The following is a 25,250-nucleotide window of genomic DNA, read 5'->3' as shown; positions in this document are numbered from 1 at the left end:
TCATATTTTGAAGTTTTTTGATGAAAGGAGGAAAATTTATCTTATCTGACCATTTCCACGAACCACCCACTTGTAACTGGTGAGTTCTGCCAGTCCCATAGGTCCTCTTGCATGCAGTTTCTGCGTGCTGATTCCTATTTCCGCACCCAGCCCAAACTGACCACCATCGGTGAAAGCTGTGGATGCATTGGCATAAACTGCAGCAGCATCTACGGCAGTCAGGAAGGTATTAATCGTGTCCTCATCTTCAGCCACAATGGCTTCACTATGTTTTGAACTGTGGTCAGAAATATGTGATAAAGCACTGTCCAGGTTGTCCACGGTCTTCACCGCCAGCTTATAATCCAGGAACTCTGTTCCAAAATCTTCCGCACTGGCATGATACAGCAGTTGTTCAGGATATGATCCGGTAACTGCATCGTAGGCATCTTCATCAGCAAAGATCTGAACAGATTTCGCCGCAAGCGGTTCCAGTAATGCTGCAAGATCGGCAAGACGTTCTTTATGGATCAAAAGACAATCTAGAGAGTTACAAACACTTACCCTTCTGGTTTTGGAGTTAAAGATAATGTCCTTACCTTTTTTTGTATCTCCGGAAATATCAAAGAAAGTATGTACTATCCCTGCCCCTGTTTCTATCACCGGTATTTTACTGTTGTTTCGTACATAGTTGATGAGCGACTGGCTTCCTCTCGGAATCAGTACATCCACCAGACCTACGGCATTGAGCAATGCTGCTGTGGCTTCCCTTTCGGCAGGCAGCAGCGTGGCTACGTTTACATCAATATCATGGGCTTTTAACACACTATGGATCACCTTAGTAATAGCGATATTTGAATGTTCAGCATCACTTCCGCCTTTTAGCAGCGCAATATTCCCTGTTTTGAAACACAGTGCAAAAACATCAAGCGTGACGTTTGGTCTGGCTTCATAAATTACACCCACCACGCCCAGCGGAACTCTTATTTTGCTCAGCTGCAATCCATTAGGCAGCGTATCTGCAGAAATTATTTCAGCAAGCGGGCTTTCCAAAGCTGCTACATTCTTCATTTCGGTGGCCATATCAGCCAGTCTCTGGGTGCTCAGCTGCAGGCGGTCATACTTAGGATCATCCGCAGACATCGCATCCAGGTCCTTTTGATTGGCCTCTAATATGGCCGCAGAATTGGCGATAACAGCATCTGCAACTTCAATTAAGACCGTATTGATGGTTGTCTTGGCCAGGCGGTGTATGGTACGGCTTGCCTTAACTGCATTCTCAAAATATAAACTATAATCTCTTTCCATTTCTATTAGCGTACTGCATAAAAATAATTGTAATGAACCAAAGGTTTCTCTCCTTTTTGTCCTATTCTTTCACGGGCTTTATCAGAACCATATTCAGCAATTCCCAAGCCAATCAGCACTTCCTGCTCATCAACAAGCCTGATAATATCACCTTTCTTGAAATCCGAGGAGATATCCAGCAAACCAACCGGCAAAAGGCTTCGTGCCTGGCCTGAAATCAAGGCCTTTGCAGCACCCTCATTAAGTTTCACGACCCCAGTTGCTGAATCCTCGGAATGTGCAATCCATTTTTTCTTTCCTGAGGTATTCTTTTCGGGTACAAAAAACGTGTTTACCACATTTCCGGCTACCAGATCCGTTAATACATTTTCCCGGGTGCCATTGGCGATGTGAACCGGAATGCCCAGTTTAGCCACCTTCTGCGCCATGCTCAGCTTGGTCACCATTCCACCACGGCCTGAGCCTGATTTCGCAGTGCTGATGAAGGAGCTGATGGTATCATTGTCCCTTTTGATTTCCCTTATCACACTCGAAGAAGGTGATTTTGGGTCTCCGTTATAGATACCGTCAACATTGGAAAGGATCACCAGTGCATCCGCATCCAGCATTGAAGCTACCAGTCCGGCCAGCTCATCATTATCTGTAAACATCAGCTCCGTAACAGAAACCACGTCATTTTCATTGACGATCGGAATCACCTGGTGTTTTAAAAGTATAGAGAGACAGCTCTTGATATTGAGATAATGTTTGCGGTCGCGGAAATCTTCTTTGGTCACCAATACCTGCGAGCACAACATCTGCTGTCGCTCAAAGAGTGACAAATAGGTATTGATCAGTTTGATCTGTCCGATCGAGGCCAGCAGCTGTCTCGCTGCCACGGCGTCCTGTTTTTCGGAGATGCTGATCATACTTCGTCCTGATGCCACAGCACCTGAAGAAATCACCACCACAGTTTTACCTAGTTTTTTTAGTGTAACGATCTGATCAACCAGGTGCTCAATCCTGGCGAGGTCAGGAAAGCCATTTGGTTGAGTAAGTACATTAGAACCTATCTTCACGACGATTCTTTTATAGGCAGCGGCCATCATATATGAGAGTAAAAATTTAAAAACATCATTTCTTTGCTACAGGAGGGCAATTAATCCTGTCCAGCCCGTCTGGTGGCCTGCTCCTAATCCCTTTCCATTATCTCCGTTAAAATACTCATAAAAAAGAATATAATCTTTGAAATGCGGATCATGATTAAATTTAGGGTGACCACCCGAAACGGGTCGTTCACCTGCCCCATTTTTCACAAATAGTGTTTTTAAACGTTTACTGAGCAAGTCTGCAATTTCGGCAAGACTGAAATATTCGCCCGATCCTGTAGGGTATTCTACCCTGAATTCGTCGGTGTAATAGTCCTGGAAATTTCTGAGCGACTCAATGATGAGGTAATTTACCGGCATCCATATCGGACCCCGCCAATTACTGTTGCCCCCAAACATGTTGGAGTCGCTTTCCGCAGGCAGGTATGTAACTGTATAATGGGAACCATCGAGCTGATAACGGAAAGGATTCTGACAGTAAGCTTTTGATACAGAACGGATACCGTGGTCAGAAAGAAACTCATTTGGATCGAGCATTCTTTTGAGCAGCAGCTTCATCCGGTGTCCCCTCAGTAAGGAAAGTAAATGCTGGTTATTACCTTTGGTATCTGTCCAGTGACTCACCAGCCTCACCAGATCGGGACGTTTCTGCATAAACGCAGCCATGGCCTTCTTTAACTTAGGCAGCTTTTCCCATTTGGCTTCTTCAAACACTACCTGTGCAAACATCGGGATCAGTCCTACAAGACTTCGCAGCCTGAGCCGGTCAGACGTTCCATCAGGTCGGCGCAACATATCGTAATAAAACCCATCCTGATCATCCCAAAGTCCCGCAGAGTCTTCACCCATCGCAGAAATTGATCCGGCGATATACAGAAAATGCTCAAAGAATTTAATGGCCATCGCTTCAAACACATGGTGATGTGAGGCCAGCTCAAGACTGATCTCCAGCATGTTCAGCGCATACATGGCCATCCAGCTGGTACCATCTGCCTGTTCCAGAAAACCTCCGCCGGGCACGGGCTGACTCCGGTTGAACACACCGATATTATCCAGTCCCAGGAAGCCTCCCTCAAATATATTGTTGCCTTCACTGTCCTTCTGGTTTACCCACCAGGTAAAGTTGAGGAGCAGCTTATTAAACAGGTCGATCAGGAATTCTACATCCCCCTTACCTTTGGCTTTTTTATCAATCTGGTATACATGCCAGGTAGCCATCGCATGTACCGGCGGGTTAACATCGCCAAAATCCCATTCATAGGCCGGTAGCTGACCGCTGGGGTGCATATAATTGGCGCTAACCATCAGGCGCAGCTGCTCTTTGGCAAAATCAGGATCTACTGCAGCAAAGCTGACACAGTGGAAAGCCAGATCCCAGGCTGCAAACCATGGATATTCCCATTTATCGGGCATGGATAGGATATCATTTGCCACAAAGTGCTTCCAGTGTGAGTTTCTCCCCTTTTTCCTATTGTCATCCGGCCGTGGTTGTCCATCATCACCCTTCAGCCAGCGGTTAATATCATAACTGTAGAACTGCTTGTTCCAGAACATCCCTGCCCATGCCTGGCGCTGCATATTTTGCTCTTCAGGATCTACAGCGTGCATGTGACAGGTACTGTAAAACAGATCAGTCTCGGCAATACGCTGTTTAAAAGTCTGGTCAAAATCTGCAAATGGCTGCGCATTTTTACTTTTGGATAAGCGTAAACGTACTTCCCTGCTTTCTCCTGCAGGGATATCCAGGTGATACCAGATGCCCACTTTTGTACCACTCTGATCAGGATTTACCGCAGTGTGCAAGCCATGTACTATAGCGTCATTAATACCATCTTTCACATAAGGAGCGCCATTGGGGAAGTTGTATAAACGTTTGTTATTACTCTCGTTTTCTGTAAAGAGGAAAGTTGGCTTGCCATCAGCGCAACAATGGTAGTCGCCAATATCTGCGGATCTCAACAAAAGCGTATTGTGGCCGTGGTTGAGTATCTCAGGCTTTGCCGAACCGTCAAACCAGGTATTTCTGAACCAAAGCTGTGGGATCACATCAATCGTTGCCTCCTCTGCACTACGGTTCCAGATGGTATATTTGATCAGCAGGTCTTCTTCATTATTTTTGGCAAATTCTATAAAAACATCAGCATATTCATCATTATCGAACAGGCCGGTATCTATCAGTTCATACTCTGGTTGTGTTTTATCCCTGCGTCCATTTTCGTTGACCAGGTCCTGATAAGGAAATGCCTGCAATGGGTATTTATACAGCATTTTCATATAGCTGTGGGTAGGACTGCTGTCGAGATGAAAGTAGATTTCTTTCACATCTTCGCCATGATTACCCTGCTCATTGGTCAATCCAAACAAACGTTCCTTGAGAATCGGATCCTTGCCATTCCAAAGTGCCAGGGCTACACATAGAAACTGTTTATCATCACTAAAACCACCCAATCCCTCTTCTCCCCATCGATAGGCCTTACTCCTGGCCATATCGTGAGTCACGTGGTTCCAGACATCCCCATTGGTACTGTAATCTTCTCTAACCGTTCCCCATTGACGATCAGTCAGATAAGGTCCCCATTTCAGCCAATTGGTTTTACCTGTATAGTTGATTTCAATGCGCTCCTGTTCCGGATTAACTTGGGTACTGGTGTTCATACACCAATAATAAGGAATGTTAACCGGAATATATGGTTTTAACGTTAAAACTTAGCCGAAAATGATAATCCCGGCATACCATTCTGATAAGTTGGCAACAGCACGGTATTTGTTTTTTTCTTACCCCAGACGGCGCGTTTTACTGATGGATAAACGAGGTAAGCGAATTTTGTAGATAGGATCCCAATCCCTGCTCCGGCAACCACATCACTAAACCAGTGATAACTTTTATATAAACGGAGTACGGCGGTCATCGTAGCAACACTATATCCGGCAGCAGTATACCAGGGAGAATTTTCACCATACTCCTGACGCAGAAATTCTGCAGATGCAAATGCCGTAGCAGCATGACCCGATGGGAATGAGTAATCATTCAGGCCGTTAGGACGCAACCTGTTACTACTGGCCTTCAGCGTTTTGATCGTCACCCCGGAAAATATAGAAGAGATAACCAGAAGCGATGTTTTATCACGGAAGTTATTCTTGCCTTTTACACCAAAGAGATCCAGTGCGTAAACTGCTGCAGAGGGAACATAACGTAAGAAATCATCAGCATTGGTATAGAAATTCCTGTTATCATGTTTGATAGTTTTGAGAATCTGGTTATCGGCACTGCGCAAAAAATCTGCATTAAGAGCTGTAAACCCGTAGGCAACGGCTACAGTGGCCGGTATAAACGCATAAAACTTAAGCTTGCCCTGATCTCTCAGTATAACGGTATCCTGACGACGAATTGAATCTGTTTGCTGCGCTTGAAGCGCGTTGGTAAAGGTACAAATGATGAGGAATGGCAATAACAATTTAGCAGACATAACCTAATGTACGAAATTACGTGCCAAAAGGCTTTTGGGAAATATGCTTAGTTTATAATTTGCTCTTTCTAGCATTCTTCCGCTCTATAATTCTCATTTGGCTTGGAATATCCAATATTTATTTCGTACATTCATAATAACAATTAAACCAAGTATAGATCATGAAAGTATTAGCGAAAATTCAGGAATGGGGTGATCGTCATCATCCAAAATGGCTTGACTATATCAGGATGGCCTTAGGTTTAACTTTAATGTGGAAAGGAATTGAATTCGCTTTCAATTTACACGCTTTCACTACACTCATGGAAAATGCAGGTTTGGGATTCGCTGTATCCATCAGTCTGCTCGCACACCTCATCATTGCCCTTCACTTGATTGGCGGATTGATGATTGCGCTGGGTACACATACTCGGATGTTTTGCATGCTTAATCTTCCGATTCTGCTGGTGGCAGTATTTTATGTGAACCTGCCAGGACAGATTTTCAGGCCATATTCAGAATTCTGGTTCTCCTGTATAGTGGCACTGGCGCTGATTTGTTTTCTGGTTGAAGGTGACGGAGTTATCTCCATTGAACACGACCGGCAAACATTAGCGGAATAATCTGCTCATTTTTCAATATTTTTTGATAGTTATCAAAATATGGACTGGTTTTTGAACTAATAATGACAAAACATTATTTATTTAAAAACTAATTGCCATGAATTACAAGAAATTATTGAACGACCAGCTGCATAGCGATACAGATAAAACTCCTGTTGTTGTTGCTTTATTAGCTGGACTAGCAGTTGGTGCTGCCCTGGGGGTGTTATTTGCACCAGCCAGCGGAACTGAAACCAGAGATTTGATCGCTGATAAATCCAAAGATCTTGCAGATAGTGCAAAAGACAAGCTGCAGACTTACAAAGAGAAGATCAAATCTGGTGCAGATCAGTTAACTGATACAGCTAAAGATAAATATCAAACATACAGCGGCAAACTGCAGGATGGTGTAGATGAACTTTCAGATTTGAAAGATATCGCTGTAGAAAGTGTAAAATCTAAATTTAACCGCGCTGAGAACCTGGCGGATAATATCAAAACTGATGTTGAAAACGCATAACTATCAGTTTATATAAAAACATAAAAAAAGCAGACTATAAATAGTCTGCTTTTTTTATTTGCTGCCAAGAGCAAGATATATTTCTGCAAAGAGCAAACCACTGCCCCCTCCATAATGAGGGATGATATGAATGTCAGGATGCATTTCTTTAACCTGAGCGGCTACCTGCTCTTCCTCTGCATCAGTTAATCCTGCCCCGATCAGGAAAACCTCATACTGTACTTCCCTGCTCATCTTCAAGGCTTCTTCCGGACTGGCGACGCCGGTGGCATTCCAGTTTTCATTGGTGTTCAGCAATCTGAGTACCGTTGCCAGAATTGGAGCATTGGTGCAGATCACCAGGATTTCAGTTTGTCTTTCCATGATTACAGGTTCATAGGTACATCCATAATTAAAACCTCTGCATCGGCATCAGCGGTGATCGTAAAACCATCTGTATCCCAAATGCCATATCCGTCACGCGTATCCAGCAACTGACCATTCACTTCAACTTTACCCGCAATCACAAAGATGTAGGCACCATTGTTTTTTTGGTGAATCGCGTAATCTACTGTACTGCCTTTCTCCAGCTTGCCCAGGTTAAACCAGGCATCCTGGTAGATCCAAACTCCGGCATCTTCCGGATTCGGAGACAGAATCTGTACCAGCTGATTGGGCTGCGCAGGACTTTCAATTTTCACCTGATCGTACCTTGGCTCTACATTTCTTTTATTCGGAAACACCCAGATCTGGAGAAATTTAACCGGTTCTGCTGCATTTTTGTTATATTCAGTATGGTAAATACCTGTACCGGCACTCATCACCTGGATCTCGCCGGTCTCGATGTTGGCAGAGTTACCCATGCTGTCATTATGCTGCAAAGTCCCTTCCAGTGCAATGGAAATGATCTCCATATTATCATGAGGATGTTCACCAAAGCCTCTTCCTCCTGCAACTTCATCATCATTCAATACCCGCAGTGCGCCAAACTGAACACGTTCAGGATTAAAATAACTGGAAAAACTAAAGGTATGGTGACTTTTTAACCAACCGTGATCTGCTACTCCGCGTGATGCTGCTGTATGTAATACTGTTTGTGCCATGATGTCATTCTTTATTTGATAGCTCAAATGTACAGCATCAGCTCTTGTCCGATCTTATCATAGAATAAGAAATGCTTTTATAATGTGAACTTATACCCCAAAGTGGCCCAAACTCCGGGCATCGGTACAGCCTGAGCCTGTATATAATTTACATCAAAAATATTCGATGCATCAGCGTAGATGCTTCCTTTATTTAGTTTACAGGACAGTCGCGCATCCATAATGGTATAATCCTTATAAGAAATTCGTTCACAATATCTCGCTGTAACTGTCAGCGACATCACCTTCAGGAAATCCGCATTTGCTGTACCTGTCAGTTGGTCGCGTAAAGTTTCGATCGCATAACGCGAGAATACAGCCATAGGGATCACGGTCTTCACCTTTGGGTCCAGATGTGTGTACGACAAGCCAAATCTCATGCTGTTGAACATGCCGGCATTGCTCAGCTGACCTGTATTGTAATCAGCGCTCAGGGTGTAGCCCGTACTATTGAGCTGTGCAAAGTTATTTGGCTGCCATTTTACGGTTTCGGATGCTCTTACCCAGTCGATAAAATCAGTGATTCTTCTTTTGAATACACTGGCATTTAAGACAAAGTGATTAGAATTATATTTCAAACCACCTTCAATATAGCGCGATTTCTCCGGACGCAACTGGTCGTTTCCGATATTCTGAGGCCCCGCATAATACAGATCGGTAAATGTCGGAAGCCTAACGCCGGTACCTACATTCACAAATACTTTCCAGTTATCCAGAAAGGTATAACCTGCATCAATTCCCGGCATTACATGCCAATCGAAATCAGAATTGTAATTCACATAAGTACCAGCATTGATCAGCAGGTTTTTAACCAGATCAAACTTATACTCACCATAAATCCCCAGGTTATCCCTGTCTCTTTTTCCGAGGTTATTGCTGTTGATTTTTTCTTTCCTGCCTTCCAGACCTAAGCCAAACTCGCCGATTCCGGTTTCAAAAGTATTGTTCAGCTCTGCACTCATTACCTGTGTAACGTGGTGATTATGGGCTATATTCGGCGTTTGCTTGATATACATATAGTCATCCACATTGTTTCTGTAACTCAGCCTTGGCAGCAAAGTCCAGAAAGAGTTCAGCTTTGTTTTATAGGCAACAGTGGCAATAGCCGTTTTAACGGTTTCTTCAGACTCTGTTCCGGCAGCAAAAAAACCGTTTGCACCATAGTTATTGTGGATATATCCACCTGTCACATCCAGCTGATCAGATTTACCTACATTGAATTTTCCCTGGTAGTAGATCTTCTGGTTATCAAAAGCAGTGTTGTGACGGTAACCATTTCCGGCTTCCTGTCCTGCAGAGAACAGGTGGCTCGATTCTTTCAGCGCCAGGGTTCCCGTAGCGCGGACACCATAATTACCATACACCTTGCCACTGCCATTCTTCTTAAAGCTGCTTCCGGTAAAGACATTTCCCGAAACTCCGGTAGTTACAGCGGATTTGGTGACGATATTTATTGCTCCTGTGAGCGCATTCAGACCGTAAATACGCGAGGCAGAACCCCTGAGCACTTCGATATGATCAATATCATCAATTGATATCGGCAAATTCATCATGTTATGCCCTGTCTGTGGATCTGATACTTTCACGCCATTCAGCAAAACGAGCGTCTGATCAAAAGTACCACCGTCAATACTGATATCGGCCTGTACGCCACCCGGGCCACGCTGACGAACATCTACACCGGTAGCATAGCTCAGTAATTCACTGATAGATCTTGAGGGCAGATTTTTGATCTGCTGGTTATCGATGATCCAGATATTGCGGTTTTGTTTAGAAAATGGAAGCTTCAGGCGATTCTCCTTCACCAATACTTCATTGAGATTATTTGTAGTATCACTTTGCGCTGCTGCATATCCGGCAGAGAGCATACATGCTACCATAACAGGTAAAACTTTCTTCATGTGCTATTAAAAATGCTGCGAAGATAGGCAATCCGCAGACAGATTAACACAGGAAAATTTTCTGCCCTTAGTGCCCGGGACGGATGAACTTCATAGACAATGCTGTCGAAGTACCCAAAAGAGCCCCTGTAGCCACATCTGTAGGATAATGCACGCCCAGGTACATTCTCGAATAACCCATTGCTCCTGCCCATAAATAGGCTGGCGCGATGACGTACCACTTGCTGTATACCTGTGATAAAGCAGTTGCGGTAGTAAATGATGAAGAGCTATGTCCTGAGGGAAAGGACGTGCTTCCCGGATGATAAACTGCATTGATTTTTACGCGCCCGTTAAAGGGTCTTGGTCTGCGAACGATCTTTTTGATGGCAGTAGTAACGAGGAAATTTATTGCTGAACTGCTGGCAATGTACAACGCATCCTGACGGGTGCCCTTATCATTAGATATCACTCCGCCAGCAAGTACTCCCGCCGGGACTGCCACATTCACGAGATTGTTATATTTTGATAAGAACATAAAAAAATCCGTCTGTTTTGGCGTACGGTTTTCTGAAAGATGAACCATAATGCGGTCATCCAGTCCCTGCAAACCCTTGCTTTCTTTCCAGCCCTGAGGTTTTTCAACAGTTGTTGAATCCTGAGCTTTCGCAAAAAAAGGCATTGCAGACAGTAAACTGAGCTGCAATGCGATCGAATATTGTAAAATGATCTTTATCGTAAATCTCATGATCAAATACTGGCTTCTGACTTAGACCATGCTTGTTCCATTGCACCTAAAAAAGTCTCCGGAGATTGTGCTCCCGAAACAGCGAGCTTCTGATCAAATATAAAGAAAGGAACGCCACTGATACCGATCTGCTGGGCAATGTGCTCATCAGCACGAACTTCATTGCTGAAGTCAAAACCATTCAACATACTTTCAACCGCAATCTTTTCCAGGCCTGCAGCAAGACCTATTTCACTGAGTACTGCAGGATCATCTATGTTTTTACCATCTATGAAGTGAGCAATAAAGAGTAGTTCTTCAATCTCATTGTCGAGCCCCATCGATTTGGCCAGTTGAATCAACCGGTGCGCATTAAATGAATTGGCGACAACAACATTTGCAATATTAAATTGCAGACCAACTTCGGCGGCAGCCTTCGTCACATGTGACTGTACGCCGACTGCCCATTCTCTTGTCTGTCCTTTTTTACGTGCAAGATCGTCCGTAGGATCAAGGTCGGGACGGGTTTCTGCATTAGGCTCCAGCTCAAAACTGTGCCATTCGATTTGTACACTATCTTTATGAGGAAATTGCTCCAGGGCTATTTCAAACTTTCTTTTCCCTATATAACAAAACGGGCATCTTACATCGGACCAAATATCTACTTTCATCAATTTATATTTTAGTAATTACAGACCAATTATAGTCACTGGTCATAGTATAACGTTAAACACAGAAATCTGTTATATTTACATGAGCTACTGCCATCTTTGATATTTATCCTGCCTTATACGGTTACTTTAAAAATAGTGGTCTGCAGATAAGTCTCGCCGGGCAAGAGCGTAGTTTTCGGGAATTCAGGTATATTGATACTGTTTGGGGCATGCTGCGTTTCAATGCAGAAAGCTTCAAAAGGATGATGATCCCTGCCGTTTTTACCCTTAGCTACATTAAGATATTTTGCAGTGTAGAAATGCGCCACTGGTTCAGTAGTAAAAACTTCGAGTTTAAGACCTGTGATCGGGTCGATAGTTTCGGAGGCAAGTCCCAGTTCCTTATATTCCTTATCCAGTACATAGGTCTGGTCATACCCTTCCTGAGGGTCCCAATCCTGTCCGATAGATTTACCGGCCAGAAAATCATGAATAGTACCTTCTACCGGCAACACCTTGCCTGTAACAATATATTCCGAATCCTGCTCCAGGTAGTTGCTTGCAGGGATCCGCTGCTGATAACGGCCTACATTTCCGCCATTTTTTGAAAGGTTGAAGTAAGTATGGTGTGTGAGATTGACAGCCGTAGCCGCATCAGTTACAGCATGATAATCCAAAATCAGCTCATCCTCATCAGATAATTTGAAGGTTAGCTGCACGGTCAGATTTCCCGGGAAGTTTTCCTCTCCCGCAGGACTGGTATATTGTAAAGTAAGACTTGGATCAATCGTCGGCAGGATATCCCATACTTTTTTGTCGAAGCCATTTGTACCGCCATGCAGACTTTGTGTAAGTTGGTACTGTTGGCCCTCAACGCTGAACTTTCCGTCTTTAATACGGTTGGCGTATCTGCCGATCACCGTTCCCAGGTAGGGGTAGTTTGCAAGGTAATCCTCACTGAGATAACCGTCAATATCGTCAAAACCAAGCACCACATCCTGGTCCTCGCCCTGCGCATTTTTGATGACAAAGCTGCTGACGATAGCACCATAGTTAAATATTTTCACTTTGCTTCCGCGGCTATTGGTCAGCTCGACAGCAAAAACTTCTTTTCCTTCAATTATTCTTCCTGTACTAATTTGATTTTCTCTCATAAAACGTATATTGGTCGACAGTATTCCTCAACAATACTACAAATAATACAGGCAATATTTGAGCCACCGTAAACATTTAACCAGATATTTAACATTCAGTCAAAAGATTGATTAACATTTTTATTCCATACTTATTGTGAAAGACGAATTAGCCCATAAATTCTTTGAGATCTACGGCCATGAGCCTGCCGAAACTTATTTCACCCCGGGACGCGTAAACCTGATCGGTGAACACATTGATTACAACGGAGGATTAGTTTTTCCCTGTGCAATAACCCTGGGAACCTGGCTTTGCCTGGCCCCAAACAACGACAGAATTCTCCGTTTTAAAAGCGTAAACTTTCCTGAAGAAGCAGAAATTCCTTTACAGGACAGCTATAAAAAAGATGGCAGCGGCTGGTATAATTATCCACTGGGCGTGTTCCATGAAATTCTTAAAAACTTCCAGATCCCTGTGGGATTCGACTTACTTTATGCGGGTAATATACCTATTGGCTCCGGTCTCTCCTCTTCAGCTTCAATCGAAGTAGTTACAGCTTATGCTTTAACTTCATATCTGGAACTGGATTATGACCGACTGGCGCTGGTAAAACTATCAAAACGCGTAGAGAATGATTTTATCGGGCTCAACAGCGGAATCATGGACCAGTTTGCTGTAGCCTTTGGTGAAAAAGACAAAGCTATCGTGCTGAACTGCGATACACTGGATTACCAGCTTGTCGACTGTGATCTCGGTGATCACGTACTCACGATCATCAATACCAAAAAACCAAGAGGATTGGCAGAATCTAAATATAATGAAAGAGTAGCTGAATGTCAGGCTGCACTTAAAGCCTTAAACACCGAGCTCAATCTCAACAACCTCTGTGAGCTTACGCCGGAGAAATTTGCCTTGCACAGCCATCTGATCACCGATGAGGTGGTACTCAAGCGTGCTACCCACGTGATTCATGAGAACGAACGGGTGAGCCTGGCTGCAAAGGCGCTGAGCGAAGGAAAACTGGAAGAGTTTGGTGAGCTGATGTACGCTTCACATCAGTCGCTCAAAGACTTATACGAAGTTAGCGGTCAGGAACTGGATACTGTAGTTGAGTTTTGTGCGGACTATGCTGATGTAACCGGTGCACGTATGACAGGTGCCGGATTTGGAGGCTGTGCGATTGCGATCCTGAAAAAAGATACCGTGGAAGATTTTACTGAAAAGCTGACTGCGTTTTATCAGGACCGTATCGGATATGCCTGTGAAGTATATGTCAGCAAAATTGGTAACGGCGCAACCACAATTTAATTCTATTTTTGCGCTATGCAAAAGTTAAAAACAACTGATTTAAACCGCGTAGGTATAGAAGAATTTAAGGAGCAGGATAAACTACCGGTAGTTGTCGTGATGGACAATGTCAGGAGTATGAATAATATAGGTTCTGCATTCAGGACGGCAGACGGATTTGCAATTGAAAAGATATTACTTTGTGGGATCACGGCACAACCCCCGCACCGCGAAATCGAGAAAACAGCAATCGGTGCAACGCAATCTGTAGCCTGGGAGCATTACGAGGATACGCTTGAAGCCATCAGGGAACTGAGAAAACAGGGATATGTGATCATTGCTATTGAGCAGGCAGTTGAAAGTATCATGCTGAATACCTTCAAACCTGAGATGGATCAGAAATATGCATTGATCTTTGGCAACGAGGTAAATGGTGTGAGCGATGAAGTCATGGCTGAGATCGATAAGTGTATCGAGATCCCGCAGTTTGGGACCAAACACTCCTTCAATATCGTGATCTCTGCAGGTATTGTACTCTGGGATTTCTACGCAAAACTAAGATTGTAATTATAAAAAAAGCACCGGGAAATTCCCGGTGCTTTTTTGGTTAGTACTAATGTAAAGTTAATACTATATACTATGCATAAGGAATGCCGTCTTTTGTGGCGAGTCTGCTTGAGCCCATCAGGTACATATCCACTTTTCTCGCCGTTTCTCTGCCTTCAGAGATTGCCCAAACTACTAAAGATTGTCCTCTTCTCATATCTCCCGCTGCAAAGATCTTCGCAATATTGGTCTGGAATTTACCCTCTTCAGCTTTCACGTTTCCGCGTGCATCAAGTTCTACCCCTAACTTTTCAATCAGCCCTTCTTTCTGAGGATGCAGGAAACCCATCGCCAGTAAAATCAGCTGACAAGGTAACTCGCGCTCAGTGCCGGCAACTTCTTTGAAGTTTAATGGTCTGCCCGAAGGATCGATTTCCCATTCTACATCTACTACCAGGATACCTTTAAGGTTACCTTCTTCATCCTTTAAGAACTCTTTGGTATTTACACCCCAGGCTCTTTCGCAACCTTCCTCATGAGAAGTAGTTACTTTCAGTAAGGTGGGGAATGTTGGCCATGGCATGTTTGAAGTACGTGCAGTACCTGGTTTTGGCATAATCTCAAACTGCATTACAGAACGTGCACCCTGACGGTTAGAAGTTCCCACACAGTCAGATCCTGTATCACCACCACCGATCACGATAACGTCTTTACCTGTCGCAGAGATGGCTTCCTGCTCAAAGGAGATTCCTGCAACGCGTTTGTTTTGTTGTTTTAGGAAGTCCATCGCAAAATGTACACCTTTGGCTTCACGTCCTTTTGCAGGGAGATCACGCGGAATGGTTGAACCACCAGCAAGAACGATCGACTGGAAATCTCTCAGTAAAGTATTCAGCTCTACGTTCACTCCTACGTTGGAGTTACATTTAAACTCAATGCCTTCTTTTTCCATCAGGCTGATCCTTCTGCTTACTACATCTTTCTGTAATTTGAAATCAGGAATACCATAGTTTAACAATCCACCCGGTCTGTCATCACGTTCGTAAACGACAACCTCGTGTCCTGCTTTGTTCAGCTGCGCCGCTGCTGCAAGTCCCGCAGGTCCGGAGCCAATTACGGCAACCTTTTTACCTGTACGGATCAGCGGTGGTTCTGCTTTGATATATCCTTTTGCAAAAGCAATTTCAATGATATGTTTTTCAATTTCCTCGATAGAAACTGGTGATTTATTGATACCCAATACGCAGGCCGACTCACATGGAGCAGGACATATCCTGCCTGTAAACTCAGGGAAGTTATTGGTGCTCAGCAAAATGCTTGATGCCAGCTCCCATTCTCCTTTATATACGGCTTCGTTAAATTCAGGAATAACATTTCCCAGCGGGCAGCCCGACTGGCAGAACGGAACGCCGCAATCCATACAACGTGCACCTTCCTGTTTAACCTGCTCCTGCTCAAAAGCAACTACAAATTCATTGTAGTGTTTTAAACGAGCCTGAGGATCTTGTTTTGCAGGAGAAGTTCTCTCATATTCTAAAAATCCGGTTACTTTTCCCATTATTATGATGTTTTAACTTTATTGCTTCTTTTTAATAAAACTGCTTTGTACTCTTTAGGGAATACTTTGATGAAATGTGCCGATTGAGTTGCCCAGTCGCTTAAGATAAACTCTGCTAACTTACTTTTTGTTAACTGAATATGTTTTTTCAACAAGCTATTAATGCGCAATTCATCTTCCTCATTCAACGGATCAAGGTCAACCATTTCCTTGTTGCATTTGTTAGGGAAATCACCATTCACATCGTATACCCAGGCAATACCACCACTCATACCTGCGGCAAAGTTGCTGCCTGTATTTCCGAGTACCAGCACCTCACCACCAGTCATATACTCACAACCATGGTCGCCCAGTCCTTCGATAACTGCTGTAGCACCAGAGTTCCTTACTGCGAAACGCTCTCCTGCCAAACCTCTGGCAAAAAGCTCTCCTGAAGTAGCTCCGTACAAGGCAACGTTACCCAGGATGATGTTTTGCTCAGGAACGTAGTTTACCTCTTTGAAAGGATAGATCGAGATACGTGCACCCGATAAACCTTTACCTACGTAGTCATTTCCTTCACCTTCCAGCTCCAGGGAAATACCTCTGGCAGCGAAACCACCGAAGCTTTGTCCTGCAGAACCATGGAATTTGAAGTTGATCGTATCAGCAGGCAATCCTGTGCCTTTGTATATTTTAGACACTTCGTTTGATAACATCGTACCGATTGCGCGGTCAGTGTTTTTCACTTCGAAGGTCTGGAATACAGGTTCTTTGTTTAATAATGCCGGCTGTGCTGCTGCAATCAGCTGGTGATCCAGTACGTGATCGATACCATGATCCTGTGTTTCAGTATTGTATAAGCTTACGCCGGTATCAGGTGCCTTGAATAAGATCGCTGACAAATCAATATTTTTCAGTTTCCAGTGCTCATCAGCAATCGGACGAACCTGAAGTGAATCTGACTGACCTACCATTTCCTCAATCGTTCTGAAACCTAATTCAGCCATGATCTCGCGCAGCTCTTCCGCCAGGAAACGGAACAAGTTTACTACATGGTCAGGATCACCTGTAAAGAGTTTTCTCAGCTCAGGATCTTGCGTAGCAACTCCTACAGGACAAGTATTCAGGTGACACTTACGCATCATGATACAACCTGCGGTCACTAAGGCTGCTGTAGCTACACCCCATTCTTCAGCTCCCAGCAAGGCAGCGATAGCGATATCACGTCCGGTTTTCAGCTGACCGTCACCTTGTAATACTACCCTGCTGCGCAGACGGTTTTTCACTAAGGTCTGGTGTGCTTCTGCCAATCCAAGTTCCCATGGCAGACCAGCGTGCTGTACTGAAGTTAAAGGAGAAGCTCCCGTTCCGCCATCAAATCCTGAGATCAGGATCACATCGGCATGTGCTTTCGCTACACCGGCTGCAATCGTACCTACTCCTGCTTTAGAAACCAGTTTCACGTTGATGCGTGCGGCGCGGTTTGCATTTTTAAGGTCGAAGATCAGCTGAGCCAAATCTTCGATTGAATAAATATCGTGGTGCGGAGGAGGAGAAATTAAACCTACTCCAGGAGTTGCGTGACGAGTCTTGGCAATCCAGTCGTCCACCTTGTGGCCCGGCAGCTGTCCGCCTTCACCTGGTTTCGCACCCTGCGCCATTTTAATCTGCAATTCATCAGCGTTGGTCAGGTAGTTGCTGGTCACCCCGAAACGTGCCGAAGCAATCTGCTTGATCGAAGAACGCATAGAATCACCGTTCTCCATTGTTTCATATCTTAGCTCGTCTTCACCACCCTCACCTGTGTTGCTCTTTCCGCCGATGCGGTTCATCGCGATAGCCAGTGTAGAGTGTGCTTCATGAGAGATCGAGCCAAATGACATCGCTCCTGTAGCAAAACGTTTTAATATATTTTCAGAAGATTCTACCTCCTGCAATGGTACAGATGGACGGTTGTAGTTAAACTCAAATAAACCACGGATAGTAAAGGCCTGTTTGCCCTGCTCATTTACCAGTTTACTGTATTGTTTAAAGATGTTGTAATCGTTTTTACGCGTTGCATTCTGCAATAAGTGGATCGTTTGCGGGTTAAACAAATGTTGCTCCCCTTTTCTTCTCCATTTATAGTTACCACCTGTCGGAAGGATTGCATCCGGACGTGTGTGTGCACCGAAGATCCTGTTGTGTTTGATCAGCGTTTCGCGGGCGATCTCATCGAGACCTAAACCACCGATACGTGAAACCGCACCCGTAAAGTAGTTGTCAACCACGTTTTTGTGGATACCCAATATTTCAAAGATCTGTGCACCATGGTACGACTGCAGTGTAGAGATTCCCATTTTAGAGAAGATCTTCAGCAAGCCGCTGTTGATGGCATAGATATAGTTTTGAATCAGTTTTTCTGCCGGAATACCAGACTCCTTGTCCATTCCAGTAATCGTTTCCAGCGCCAGGTAAGGGTTAACTGCTGTTGCACCGAAACCGATCAGTGTAGCAAAGTGGTGAACTTCCCATACGTCACCAGCCTCTACAACCAGTCCTACCGCTCCACGGTATCCTTTACGGATCAGGTGGTGGTGTACTGCAGATACAGCAAGCAATGAAGGAATCGCCGCATGCTCAGAGTCGAGCGCTCGGTCAGATAATACAATCACCTGGAAACCATCTTCCACCGCATCTACTGCATAGCGGCAAAGGCGGTCGAGGCCTTTAGCAAGTGAACCTGCTTTACCGTCCGCACGGAAGTAAGTCTGCAGCGTTTTCGACTGGAATACACCAGTATCGATACTACGTACTTTTTCAAGCTCAAGGTTGGTCAGTATCGGATGTTTGATCCCTACACAATGACAGTGCATCGCATTTTCCTCGAGCAGGTTTCCGTTGTTACCCATAAAGCCTGCAAGACTCATCACCACTTTTTCCCTGATCGGGTCAATTGGCGGGTTGGTTACCTGTGCAAATAGCTGCTTAAAGTATGATGAAAGGTGTTGTGGTTTCTGTGAAAGGATCGCCAGAGGAATATCCGTACCCATAGAGCCGATTGCTTCCTTGGCTTCCAGCGCCATTGGTTTAATCACCAGGTCGATATCTTCCCTGGTATAACCAAACACCTGGTGGTACTTGAAGATAGACTCCTGAGATAAACCTGTAAATACAACCCTTGGATCAGAAAGTTCTTCCAGACGGATCTGGTATTGATTGATCCAGTCGCCATACGGACGGCTGCTGCATACTTTATTTTTAATCTCTACATCACTGATGATACGGCCTTCTTCCATATCTACCACGAACATTTTTCCTGGTGTTAAACGGCCTTTTTCTATCACCTGACTTTGATCAAGTGCCAGAACACCAGATTCAGAAGCCATGATCACACGGTCATCTTTAGTGATGGCGTAACGTGCCGGGCGTAAACCATTTCTGTCAAGCGTACCACCAATGATATTTCCATCAGTGAAGGCAATTGCAGCAGGTCCGTCCCAGGGCTCCATTAAAGTAGCATGGTATTTATAGAAAGCAGCTTTCAGCTCGTCCATGTCCTCGTTGCCGTCCCAAGCTTCTGGGATCAGCATCATCATTACGTGAGGTAATGAGCGACCGGAGTGCATCAGTAATTCTACCACGTTATCAAGACAGCCAGAATCGGACTGTGTTTCATCGATAAACGGCAGCAGCATGTTCAGTTCTTCGGTAGTGAAATAGCTCGAAGCAAAAGAGCGTACACTTGCACGGAACCAGTTCAGGTTACCCTGCAGGGTGTTGATCTCGCCATTATGGGCGATATAGCGGAAAGGCTGCGCCAGACGCCACGAAGGGAACGTGTTGGTAGCAAACCTCGAGTGCACCAGACCAAAAGCGGATACCACCCTCTTATCACTGAGTTCAGTGAAATAGGTACGCACCTGCATTGAAGTCAGCTGTCCTTTATATACTATAGTACGTGAGGAGAATGAGGCGATATAGAAATCACCTTTGATACCCTTCACGGTGTTAAGAATCGTTTTAGTCAAATAGTTTTTAAGAACGTACAGCTTACGTTCAAAATCAGCACCGGCAGCGATATGGTCTGGACGGGCAATAAATACCTGTTCCATTTCCGGCTCTACTGAAAGGGCCATATTACCAATACCATCAGGATTGGTGTTTACCTTTCTAAAACCTAATACTTCCAGGTTCAGCTTTTCAGCTACGCGGTAAATAATCTCTCTGCTTTCTTCTCTGGCTCTGACGTCCTTTGGAAGGAACAACATCCCTACTCCGTAGTCGCCCGACTGATTCAAACTGAATCCTATCTTAAGGCACTCATCATATAAGAATTCGTGTGGAACCTGGATCATAATACCTGCACCATCGCCGGTATTAATCTCAGCACCAACAGCACCCCGGTGGTCAAGCTTCTCTAAAATAGTAATGGCATCAGAAATAATTTGCTGGGATTTTCTTCCTTTCACGTGAGCAACAAAACCAATACCGCAGGCATCGTGTTCAAAGCTTGAGTTATATAAGCCTTGATTCTCTTCTATTTGTTCCATATCTTAATGTATTCGAAACACTAAGATAATCAAATTGTTCTCAAATTGTTAAATTCACAATTTTTTTATGAAAAATAAAGAATTATGTAACAACCAGCGCCCCTGTTTAACATATTGACAATATATAGCTATCTAAATTACAAAATACGTAAGCGGCTTATTTAGATTCATTTTTGATTAGCTGTTTCTACCCCCCCGATTCAGGAAGTTGATTGTAGTAAGCTCATCTATATATATAATAAATATACGAAGTTATCCTGAAACACGGCTTGAATTGGAGAAATCATGATTATATGGTATAAAGCTGTGCAAACATGGAATAATTAATTTTTATTAAAATACAACCCGTTAAATCTCAATCCATTATCACAAAAAGTACAAAAAATAGCTAAAAATAGTTGTTTTGGGTTTTGCAGACCAAACTCTTTTGCTACATTTGCAGTGGGCAAGTCCTTTACGATCAGCTCCCTTTGAACTCCCCCAGGGCGGGAACGAAGCAAGGGTAGAAGGTTGTAGCGGTGCGATAAAGGTTGCTTGCCCATTTTTTATTTTTTTCCAGATTGACTATGCTTTCATTGCACAATCTTCCGTTCAAAATACCCGCCGATTTATTGCGCAGTTTATTTTTCCCTAAATTATATAATCATGAAATTTTTCATTGACACGGCTAATCTTGATCAAATCAAAGAGGCACAGGACCTTGGCATTTTAGATGGTGTAACTACGAACCCGAGCCTTATGGCTAAAGAAGGTATCACCGGCGAACAAAACGTAATCAACCACTACAAAGCAATTTGTGCAATCGTTGATGATAAAGTTAGTGCTGAAGTGATCTCTACTACTTACGAAGAAATTATTAAAGAAGGTGAAGCCTTAGCTGCGCTGGATGCTAAAATCGTTGTGAAAGTTCCAATGATCAAAGATGGTGTAAAAGCAATCAAATATTTCACTTCTAAAGGTATCAGAACAAACTGTACGTTGATCTTCTCTGCTGGTCAGGCTTTATTGGCTGCTAAAGCAGGTGCTACTTACGTTTCTCCATTCCTGGGCCGTTTAGATGATATCGGTTCTGAAGGTTTGACGCTGATCGAAGATATCCGTTTAATTTTTGACAACTACGGATACCCAACAGAAATTCTTGCTGCATCTATCCGTGGTCCGTTGCATATCATCAGCTGCGCTAAATTAGGTGCTGATGTAATGACTGGTCCATTATCAGCAATCTTAGGTTTGTTAAAACACCCATTAACTGATAACGGTCTTGCTACTTTCCTGGCTGACCATAAAAAAGCAGCTGAAGCAGCAGCAAAAGGATAATATTATTATATTATATATGAAAAAAGGGCCTGAATATTCAGGCCCCTTTTTTTATTCTCCGGCGAGGACTGCCTTCACTTTTTCATAGTCAATCTGTTCATCCGGGGCAATCAGGATACCCTTCACTCCTGCTCCGTTTGCGGCATCAACATCTCGTGGTTTGTCGCCGATCATCACTGACATTGCCGGATCAATATTGTATGTTGCAATTGCTTCCAGCAACATGCCTGATTTTGGTTTCCTGCATTCACAGTCGCCCGAGACTGTTGGGTGGTGCGGACAGTAGTAAGCATGGATAATCTCTGCGCCCTGCTCCTCAAATTTCCTGAAGAGGATCTTGTGCATCTCAGCAAGGGTTTCTTCAGTATAGCGGTTTAAAGCGATTCCTCCCTGGTTGGTAATTACTACCAGTAAGTATCCTTCATCAAAAAATCTTTTCAAAGGTGGAATCTGATATTCCAGGACTTCAAAATCTTCGAGTCTGGTGATATAATCGTAAATCTCGTGGTTCAGTACCCCATCACGGTCTAAAAATATGGCTTTGTTCATCATGTCGAATTTGCTCCAAATATCAAAATATAATTTAAAGCAGCGCAGGTGTTCGGAGAATTATTAGAAAATAATGAGTTTTTTTATGAATTTATGATTGTTGATAATGATTGGATAGGTGTTAAAAACGCGGTTTTCTGTATGAATTTAACGTTTATTTAACACGAAATGCAATTAATCTGGCTTAGGATCAGGGTACTATAAGTTATGCCATATTTTTATTTGCAGTATATAGATTGTACTCCTATATTTGCATCACTTTAAAAGGAAACGCTTAGAGTAGTTCTGAAAAGAATGATGATTCCGTAGCTCAGCTGGTAGAGCATTACACTTTTAATGTAGTGGTCCTGGGTTCGAATCCCAGCGGGATCACAAGATTTATCATCACAACGAGTAAAACCCTGCAATCATAAGATTAGCAGGGTTTTTTCGTTTACAGGGAAACTCAAAATTCATTAAAATTCACATTAAAAGGTGAGTGATCCGGTGAGTAAATTTGGGGGTAAAGACATGGCACCACTAAGGGAAATGTTTATCGGTAGAACTCTTGAGCCAGAAGCGCTCAAGGTTAACCAATGTACAAAGGATATCTGATCGTCGCGTTACAGCCTAGTATCATCATTCCGGTTACTTTGATAAAAAAACATGCCCGAAATTCATTCGTCGGGCATGTTTTTTTATAATGATATGCAGGGTGTGCACTGTAAAGACTGAAAAGCAGGGAATTGAGGACAACCACTCCGTATATGCCCTAAACGGGAACACGCGCGACGGGCATTGTGCGAAGGGGTTCCGTAGGCCGCAAATGCGCGGGGGGATTTTGGGATTTAATGATGATTTAGTAAAGATTAAATATCATCACAATATAGTCTATGACTGAATTAATCCCTCGTCCTGAAAGTAGTTCTTAAGTATGCTGAAGTACCAATTACAGGTAGCATTAAAACAAAAGTAATCCAAACTATTTTGTGCATAGTCGTCAGATTCTGATTGCTTACAATTTTAGAGATACCATAAATGAGATAGCTAATTATAATACAAAATAAGATAGCTTGCCCTATTATCATTCTTACTAAGATAAGAATTTCGCTTGCTAATAATTTAAACAAAATTTGTAGCTTAACCTTAATTTAAATTCGTAAAGAAGCACTGCAAATTCATGCCGCCAACGTTTCCAATATTTCTCGGATTAATGTCATACACCGCATTAACAGGTATATCGTTAATTCTATTTGCACCATTACTTTTCTTTAAGGCCAAAAGGGCAATGGCGATGAAAGTAATTGCAACCGCTTTAATATCATTTCCTTGTTTGATACTGGTAGTCATTGTATTTGGATTGATATTTACAATCCCAGCACTTATATTTTCTGGTCTAGCTAGGTCTGGAAATATAAGCGAAACATCAGGAATAATCATATTTATGATAGGTGCAGTCATATTTTTAACACTGGTTATTACATCCTCTCTATATTTATGGTTTTTCATCAGCAAAGTATTATACAAGAAGATTGGCAAGGAGCCTGCTTCAGAATTTATAAATAATGATAGGGTGTTTAATATCTTAAGATTCTATTTGAATAAATACCTAACAAAGAAATAGATATGTTAGAACATAAAAAATCATCTATAATTTCAATGATCATAATCCAGCGGGATCACAAGATTCATCATTACATCGAGTAAAACCCTGCAATCATAAGATTAGCAGGTTTTTTTGTTTTATATGAATCTCAAAATATGCGAGGATGCGCAAAATATAAGTCAGCAGTTCTCATGAGGGAACAAAGTGGGGCTAAAGCCCAACTTCCAATTACTCCAACACTCGTCATCATTCTCCTGCCATATCATAACAGTAGCTCAGCTAAATTATTGGCTTTCGAAAGTATTTAAAGTCATAATAGTTTAATATATATTTGAGCCCAATACAACCCTAAAGACGTATAGCAATGGCAACAGATGGAGTTAAAATAATTGACGGTGACACAGCGCACGATACATATTGGGGTATAATGGACTTATATGATAGTGGTGGAGATTTTGACGCTATTAATAAAGAATTCCCTCTTGTTCAAGCTGACTACTTTGACGACTTCGACAATGAAGTTTACGTAACATCTTGTGCGTTGGCTTTATGGGAAATTGGTCAGCTGACTCAGGACGAATTAATTTATGTAAAAACAGTTATTGATAATGGTGCTTGTAAAAAAGAGTGGGCAAAAAACGATGAAAAAGACGGCAAGGCGAGGCAAAAAGAGCTTGACAGGTTTTGGAAAAAAATCAGCCAGACTAATAATAAAGTAAGAGCCAGAAAAAAGTACAGAAAGATAACGAACTTCTATTTTCAACCAGATGACTTGTTGACCTTTCAACTTAAAGACGGAAACTACAGAACGATTATTTGTACGTCAATAGAACAGTATAGAGGGCAATGTAACTACATCTTAGTTCCGACAACATACAATTCAAGTAAAAAACCAACAGTCGATGATTTAAAAGATAAAGAAATTTTAGGTCGTCAAATCGGTAGCGGCTACGATCAACAAACAACAAAAGAGAAGCAACCGGGAATAGAAAGAGTTTGGAATTTATCAGGCGGAAATTGCAACTTCTTTTTTGGTGTTGACAAAATTGCGGTTGATCATAAAGACTTTATTAATTTCAAAGATAGATTTGAAAAAGTTGGAACCTTAAAAATAATTGAAGGACTGAAGGAAACAGGTTCTTATGGATATCAAGGGAACTTTGAAAGATTTGAGACAGTTTTTGCAGACTTGGAGAATCACATCAAAATATTTCAATGTAAAAAATATCCGGTAGCAACCTTGTGTGATATATGAAAGAATAGGCTGCAATAACGACTAATCCACAACTGAAGTACTTTTATTTTATTTATTATCACATCGAGTAAAACCCTGCAATCATAAGATTAGCAGTTTTTTTTTATATCCTATTTTCACTAACCCAGCTTTTTATCAGGTCTTTCTGCTGTGGCTGATCTTGTTGAAAAATAAATTAACA

At 42.9% G+C, this 25,250-nt stretch carries 20 protein-coding genes, 1 tRNA gene and 1 other RNA gene; 8 read left to right on the top strand and 14 right to left on the bottom strand.

All coding sequences use genetic code 11. The features are described from left to right. Positions 1–36: 36 nt before the first annotated feature. From OQY15_RS00225 to OQY15_RS00210, 4 genes are read right to left on the bottom strand one after another with little or no spacing between them, the layout of a single operon-like run. Positions 37–1,287, bottom strand: coding sequence for a glutamate-5-semialdehyde dehydrogenase (locus OQY15_RS00225; protein WP_265786335.1), 1,251 nt, complete (start codon positions 1,285–1,287; stop codon positions 37–39). A 5-nt stretch (positions 1,288–1,292) separates the two neighbouring features. Beyond that, positions 1,293–2,375, bottom strand: coding sequence for a glutamate 5-kinase (gene proB / locus OQY15_RS00220; protein WP_265786334.1), 1,083 nt, complete (start codon positions 2,373–2,375; stop codon positions 1,293–1,295). 36 nt (positions 2,376–2,411) lie between these two features. Beyond that, positions 2,412–5,030 (bottom strand): glucosidase, encoded by a 2,619-nt coding sequence (locus OQY15_RS00215; RefSeq protein ID WP_265786333.1) that lies wholly within the window; start codon positions 5,028–5,030, stop codon positions 2,412–2,414. A gap of 44 nt (positions 5,031–5,074) precedes the next feature. Next, positions 5,075–5,842, bottom strand: a complete 768-nt coding sequence (locus tag OQY15_RS00210; protein ID WP_265786332.1) for a phosphatase PAP2 family protein — start codon at positions 5,840–5,842, stop codon at positions 5,075–5,077. A gap of 161 nt (positions 5,843–6,003) precedes the next feature. Between OQY15_RS00210 and OQY15_RS00205 the strand changes: the two genes are divergently transcribed. Both OQY15_RS00205 and OQY15_RS00200 read left to right on the top strand, forming a co-directional pair. Next, positions 6,004–6,444 carry a DoxX family protein gene (locus OQY15_RS00205; protein WP_265786331.1) on the top strand — a complete coding sequence of 147 codons (441 nt, stop codon included), beginning with the start codon at positions 6,004–6,006 and terminating at the stop codon, positions 6,442–6,444. 97 nt (positions 6,445–6,541) lie between these two features. Beyond that, on the top strand, positions 6,542–6,943 hold the full coding sequence (locus tag OQY15_RS00200; protein WP_265786330.1) for a YtxH domain-containing protein: 402 nt from the start codon (positions 6,542–6,544) through the stop codon (positions 6,941–6,943). Between the two features lie 54 nt (positions 6,944–6,997). On the opposite strand, the gene OQY15_RS00195 is transcribed toward OQY15_RS00200, so the two are convergent. The 6 genes from OQY15_RS00195 to OQY15_RS00170 all read right to left on the bottom strand — a co-directional run bounded on the left by OQY15_RS00195 (position 6,998) and on the right by OQY15_RS00170 (position 12,478). Beyond that, a complete protein-coding gene (locus OQY15_RS00195; RefSeq protein WP_265786329.1) occupies positions 6,998–7,306 on the bottom strand; it encodes a hypothetical protein in 309 nt (102 codons plus the stop codon). A gap of 2 nt (positions 7,307–7,308) precedes the next feature. Beyond that, on the bottom strand, positions 7,309–8,025 hold the full coding sequence (locus OQY15_RS00190; protein ID WP_265786328.1) for a pirin family protein: 717 nt from the start codon (positions 8,023–8,025) through the stop codon (positions 7,309–7,311). Positions 8,026–8,102: 77 nt separating this feature from the next. Further along, the gene (locus OQY15_RS00185; protein WP_265786327.1) at positions 8,103–9,965 is read right to left on the bottom strand and encodes a TonB-dependent receptor; all 1,863 of its coding nucleotides are present in this window, start codon (positions 9,963–9,965) and stop codon (positions 8,103–8,105) included. Between the two features lie 67 nt (positions 9,966–10,032). After that, positions 10,033–10,692 (bottom strand): phosphatase PAP2 family protein, encoded by a 660-nt coding sequence (locus OQY15_RS00180; RefSeq protein WP_265786326.1) that lies wholly within the window; start codon positions 10,690–10,692, stop codon positions 10,033–10,035. A 2-nt stretch (positions 10,693–10,694) separates the two neighbouring features. After that, on the bottom strand, positions 10,695–11,342 hold the full coding sequence (locus OQY15_RS00175) for a DsbA family oxidoreductase (protein WP_265786325.1): 648 nt from the start codon (positions 11,340–11,342) through the stop codon (positions 10,695–10,697). 116 nt (positions 11,343–11,458) lie between these two features. Continuing rightward, a complete protein-coding gene (locus OQY15_RS00170; protein ID WP_265786324.1) occupies positions 11,459–12,478 on the bottom strand; it encodes an aldose epimerase family protein in 1,020 nt (339 codons plus the stop codon). A gap of 136 nt (positions 12,479–12,614) precedes the next feature. On the opposite strand from OQY15_RS00170, the gene OQY15_RS00165 reads away from it, so the two are divergent. After that, entirely contained in the window at positions 12,615–13,766 is a 1,152-nt protein-coding gene (locus OQY15_RS00165) for a galactokinase (RefSeq protein WP_265786323.1), read from the top strand. A 15-nt stretch (positions 13,767–13,781) separates the two neighbouring features. After that, positions 13,782–14,312 (top strand): RNA methyltransferase, encoded by a 531-nt coding sequence (locus OQY15_RS00160; RefSeq protein ID WP_265786322.1) that lies wholly within the window; start codon positions 13,782–13,784, stop codon positions 14,310–14,312. Between the two features lie 70 nt (positions 14,313–14,382). Here OQY15_RS00160 and OQY15_RS00155 read toward each other — a convergent pair whose 3' ends face one another. Beyond that, on the bottom strand, positions 14,383–15,849 hold the full coding sequence (locus OQY15_RS00155; RefSeq protein WP_265786321.1) for a glutamate synthase subunit beta: 1,467 nt from the start codon (positions 15,847–15,849) through the stop codon (positions 14,383–14,385). A 2-nt stretch (positions 15,850–15,851) separates the two neighbouring features. Next, positions 15,852–20,363, bottom strand: coding sequence for a glutamate synthase large subunit (gltB, locus tag OQY15_RS00150; RefSeq protein WP_265786320.1), 4,512 nt, complete (start codon positions 20,361–20,363; stop codon positions 15,852–15,854). Between the two features lie 443 nt (positions 20,364–20,806). Here gltB and ffs point away from each other — a divergent pair. Beyond that, positions 20,807–20,906: signal recognition particle sRNA small type (gene ffs, locus OQY15_RS00145), an RNA gene on the top strand. A gap of 102 nt (positions 20,907–21,008) precedes the next feature. After that, entirely contained in the window at positions 21,009–21,680 is a 672-nt protein-coding gene (gene fsa, locus OQY15_RS00140) for a fructose-6-phosphate aldolase (protein WP_265786319.1), read from the top strand. Positions 21,681–21,731: 51 nt separating this feature from the next. Here fsa and OQY15_RS00135 read toward each other — a convergent pair whose 3' ends face one another. Beyond that, complete coding sequence (locus OQY15_RS00135; protein ID WP_322973266.1) at positions 21,732–22,232, bottom strand: HAD family hydrolase; 501 nt, start codon at positions 22,230–22,232, stop codon at positions 21,732–21,734. Positions 22,233–22,528: 296 nt separating this feature from the next. Here OQY15_RS00135 and OQY15_RS00130 point away from each other — a divergent pair. Then, a tRNA-Lys gene (locus OQY15_RS00130) sits at positions 22,529–22,601 on the top strand. Between the two features lie 753 nt (positions 22,602–23,354). On the opposite strand, the gene OQY15_RS00125 is transcribed toward OQY15_RS00130, so the two are convergent. Continuing rightward, positions 23,355–23,717 (bottom strand): hypothetical protein, encoded by a 363-nt coding sequence (locus OQY15_RS00125; RefSeq protein ID WP_265786318.1) that lies wholly within the window; start codon positions 23,715–23,717, stop codon positions 23,355–23,357. 461 nt (positions 23,718–24,178) lie between these two features. Here OQY15_RS00125 and OQY15_RS00120 point away from each other — a divergent pair, with 461 nt between their 5' ends. Next, the gene (locus OQY15_RS00120; RefSeq protein ID WP_265786317.1) at positions 24,179–25,069 is read left to right on the top strand and encodes a hypothetical protein; all 891 of its coding nucleotides are present in this window, start codon (positions 24,179–24,181) and stop codon (positions 25,067–25,069) included. The last annotated feature ends 181 nt before the right edge of the window (positions 25,070–25,250 follow it).

It is taken from the genome of Pedobacter sp. MC2016-15, assembly GCF_026239695.1.
Taxonomy (GTDB): Bacteria; Bacteroidota; Bacteroidia; order Sphingobacteriales; family Sphingobacteriaceae; genus Pedobacter.
The sequence above is the reverse complement of the archived record's forward strand: the minus strand, read 5'-3'. Positions and strand labels throughout refer to the sequence as shown.

What these genes read in the sequence shown, in the direction of transcription:
- OQY15_RS00170 (WP_265786324.1), bottom strand. Translation starts at nt 12,478, where the DNA reads ATGAGAGAAAATCAAATTAGTACAGGAAGAATAATTGAAGGAAAAGAA.
- OQY15_RS00195 (WP_265786329.1), bottom strand. Translation starts at nt 7,306, where the DNA reads ATGGAAAGACAAACTGAAATCCTGGTGATCTGCACCAATGCTCCAATT.
- OQY15_RS00155 (WP_265786321.1), bottom strand. Translation starts at nt 15,849, where the DNA reads ATGGGAAAAGTAACCGGATTTTTAGAATATGAGAGAACTTCTCCTGCA.
- OQY15_RS00175 (WP_265786325.1), bottom strand. Translation starts at nt 11,342, where the DNA reads ATGAAAGTAGATATTTGGTCCGATGTAAGATGCCCGTTTTGTTATATA.
- OQY15_RS00210 (WP_265786332.1), bottom strand. Translation starts at nt 5,842, where the DNA reads ATGTCTGCTAAATTGTTATTGCCATTCCTCATCATTTGTACCTTTACC.
- OQY15_RS00120 (WP_265786317.1), top strand. Translation starts at nt 24,179, where the DNA reads ATGGCAACAGATGGAGTTAAAATAATTGACGGTGACACAGCGCACGAT.
- OQY15_RS00135 (WP_322973266.1), bottom strand. Translation starts at nt 22,232, where the DNA reads ATGATGAACAAAGCCATATTTTTAGACCGTGATGGGGTACTGAACCAC.
- OQY15_RS00205 (WP_265786331.1), top strand. Translation starts at nt 6,004, where the DNA reads ATGAAAGTATTAGCGAAAATTCAGGAATGGGGTGATCGTCATCATCCA.
- OQY15_RS00180 (WP_265786326.1), bottom strand. Translation starts at nt 10,692, where the DNA reads ATGAGATTTACGATAAAGATCATTTTACAATATTCGATCGCATTGCAG.
- OQY15_RS00225 (WP_265786335.1), bottom strand. Translation starts at nt 1,287, where the DNA reads ATGGAAAGAGATTATAGTTTATATTTTGAGAATGCAGTTAAGGCAAGC.
- OQY15_RS00185 (WP_265786327.1), bottom strand. Translation starts at nt 9,965, where the DNA reads ATGAAGAAAGTTTTACCTGTTATGGTAGCATGTATGCTCTCTGCCGGA.
- OQY15_RS00190 (WP_265786328.1), bottom strand. Translation starts at nt 8,025, where the DNA reads ATGGCACAAACAGTATTACATACAGCAGCATCACGCGGAGTAGCAGAT.
- OQY15_RS00215 (WP_265786333.1), bottom strand. Translation starts at nt 5,030, where the DNA reads ATGAACACCAGTACCCAAGTTAATCCGGAACAGGAGCGCATTGAAATC.
- OQY15_RS00125 (WP_265786318.1), bottom strand. Translation starts at nt 23,717, where the DNA reads ATGAAAAACCATAAATATAGAGAGGATGTAATAACCAGTGTTAAAAAT.
- OQY15_RS00200 (WP_265786330.1), top strand. Translation starts at nt 6,542, where the DNA reads ATGAATTACAAGAAATTATTGAACGACCAGCTGCATAGCGATACAGAT.
- fsa (WP_265786319.1), top strand. Translation starts at nt 21,009, where the DNA reads ATGAAATTTTTCATTGACACGGCTAATCTTGATCAAATCAAAGAGGCA.
- proB (WP_265786334.1), bottom strand. Translation starts at nt 2,375, where the DNA reads ATGATGGCCGCTGCCTATAAAAGAATCGTCGTGAAGATAGGTTCTAAT.
- OQY15_RS00160 (WP_265786322.1), top strand. Translation starts at nt 13,782, where the DNA reads ATGCAAAAGTTAAAAACAACTGATTTAAACCGCGTAGGTATAGAAGAA.
- gltB (WP_265786320.1), bottom strand. Translation starts at nt 20,363, where the DNA reads ATGGAACAAATAGAAGAGAATCAAGGCTTATATAACTCAAGCTTTGAA.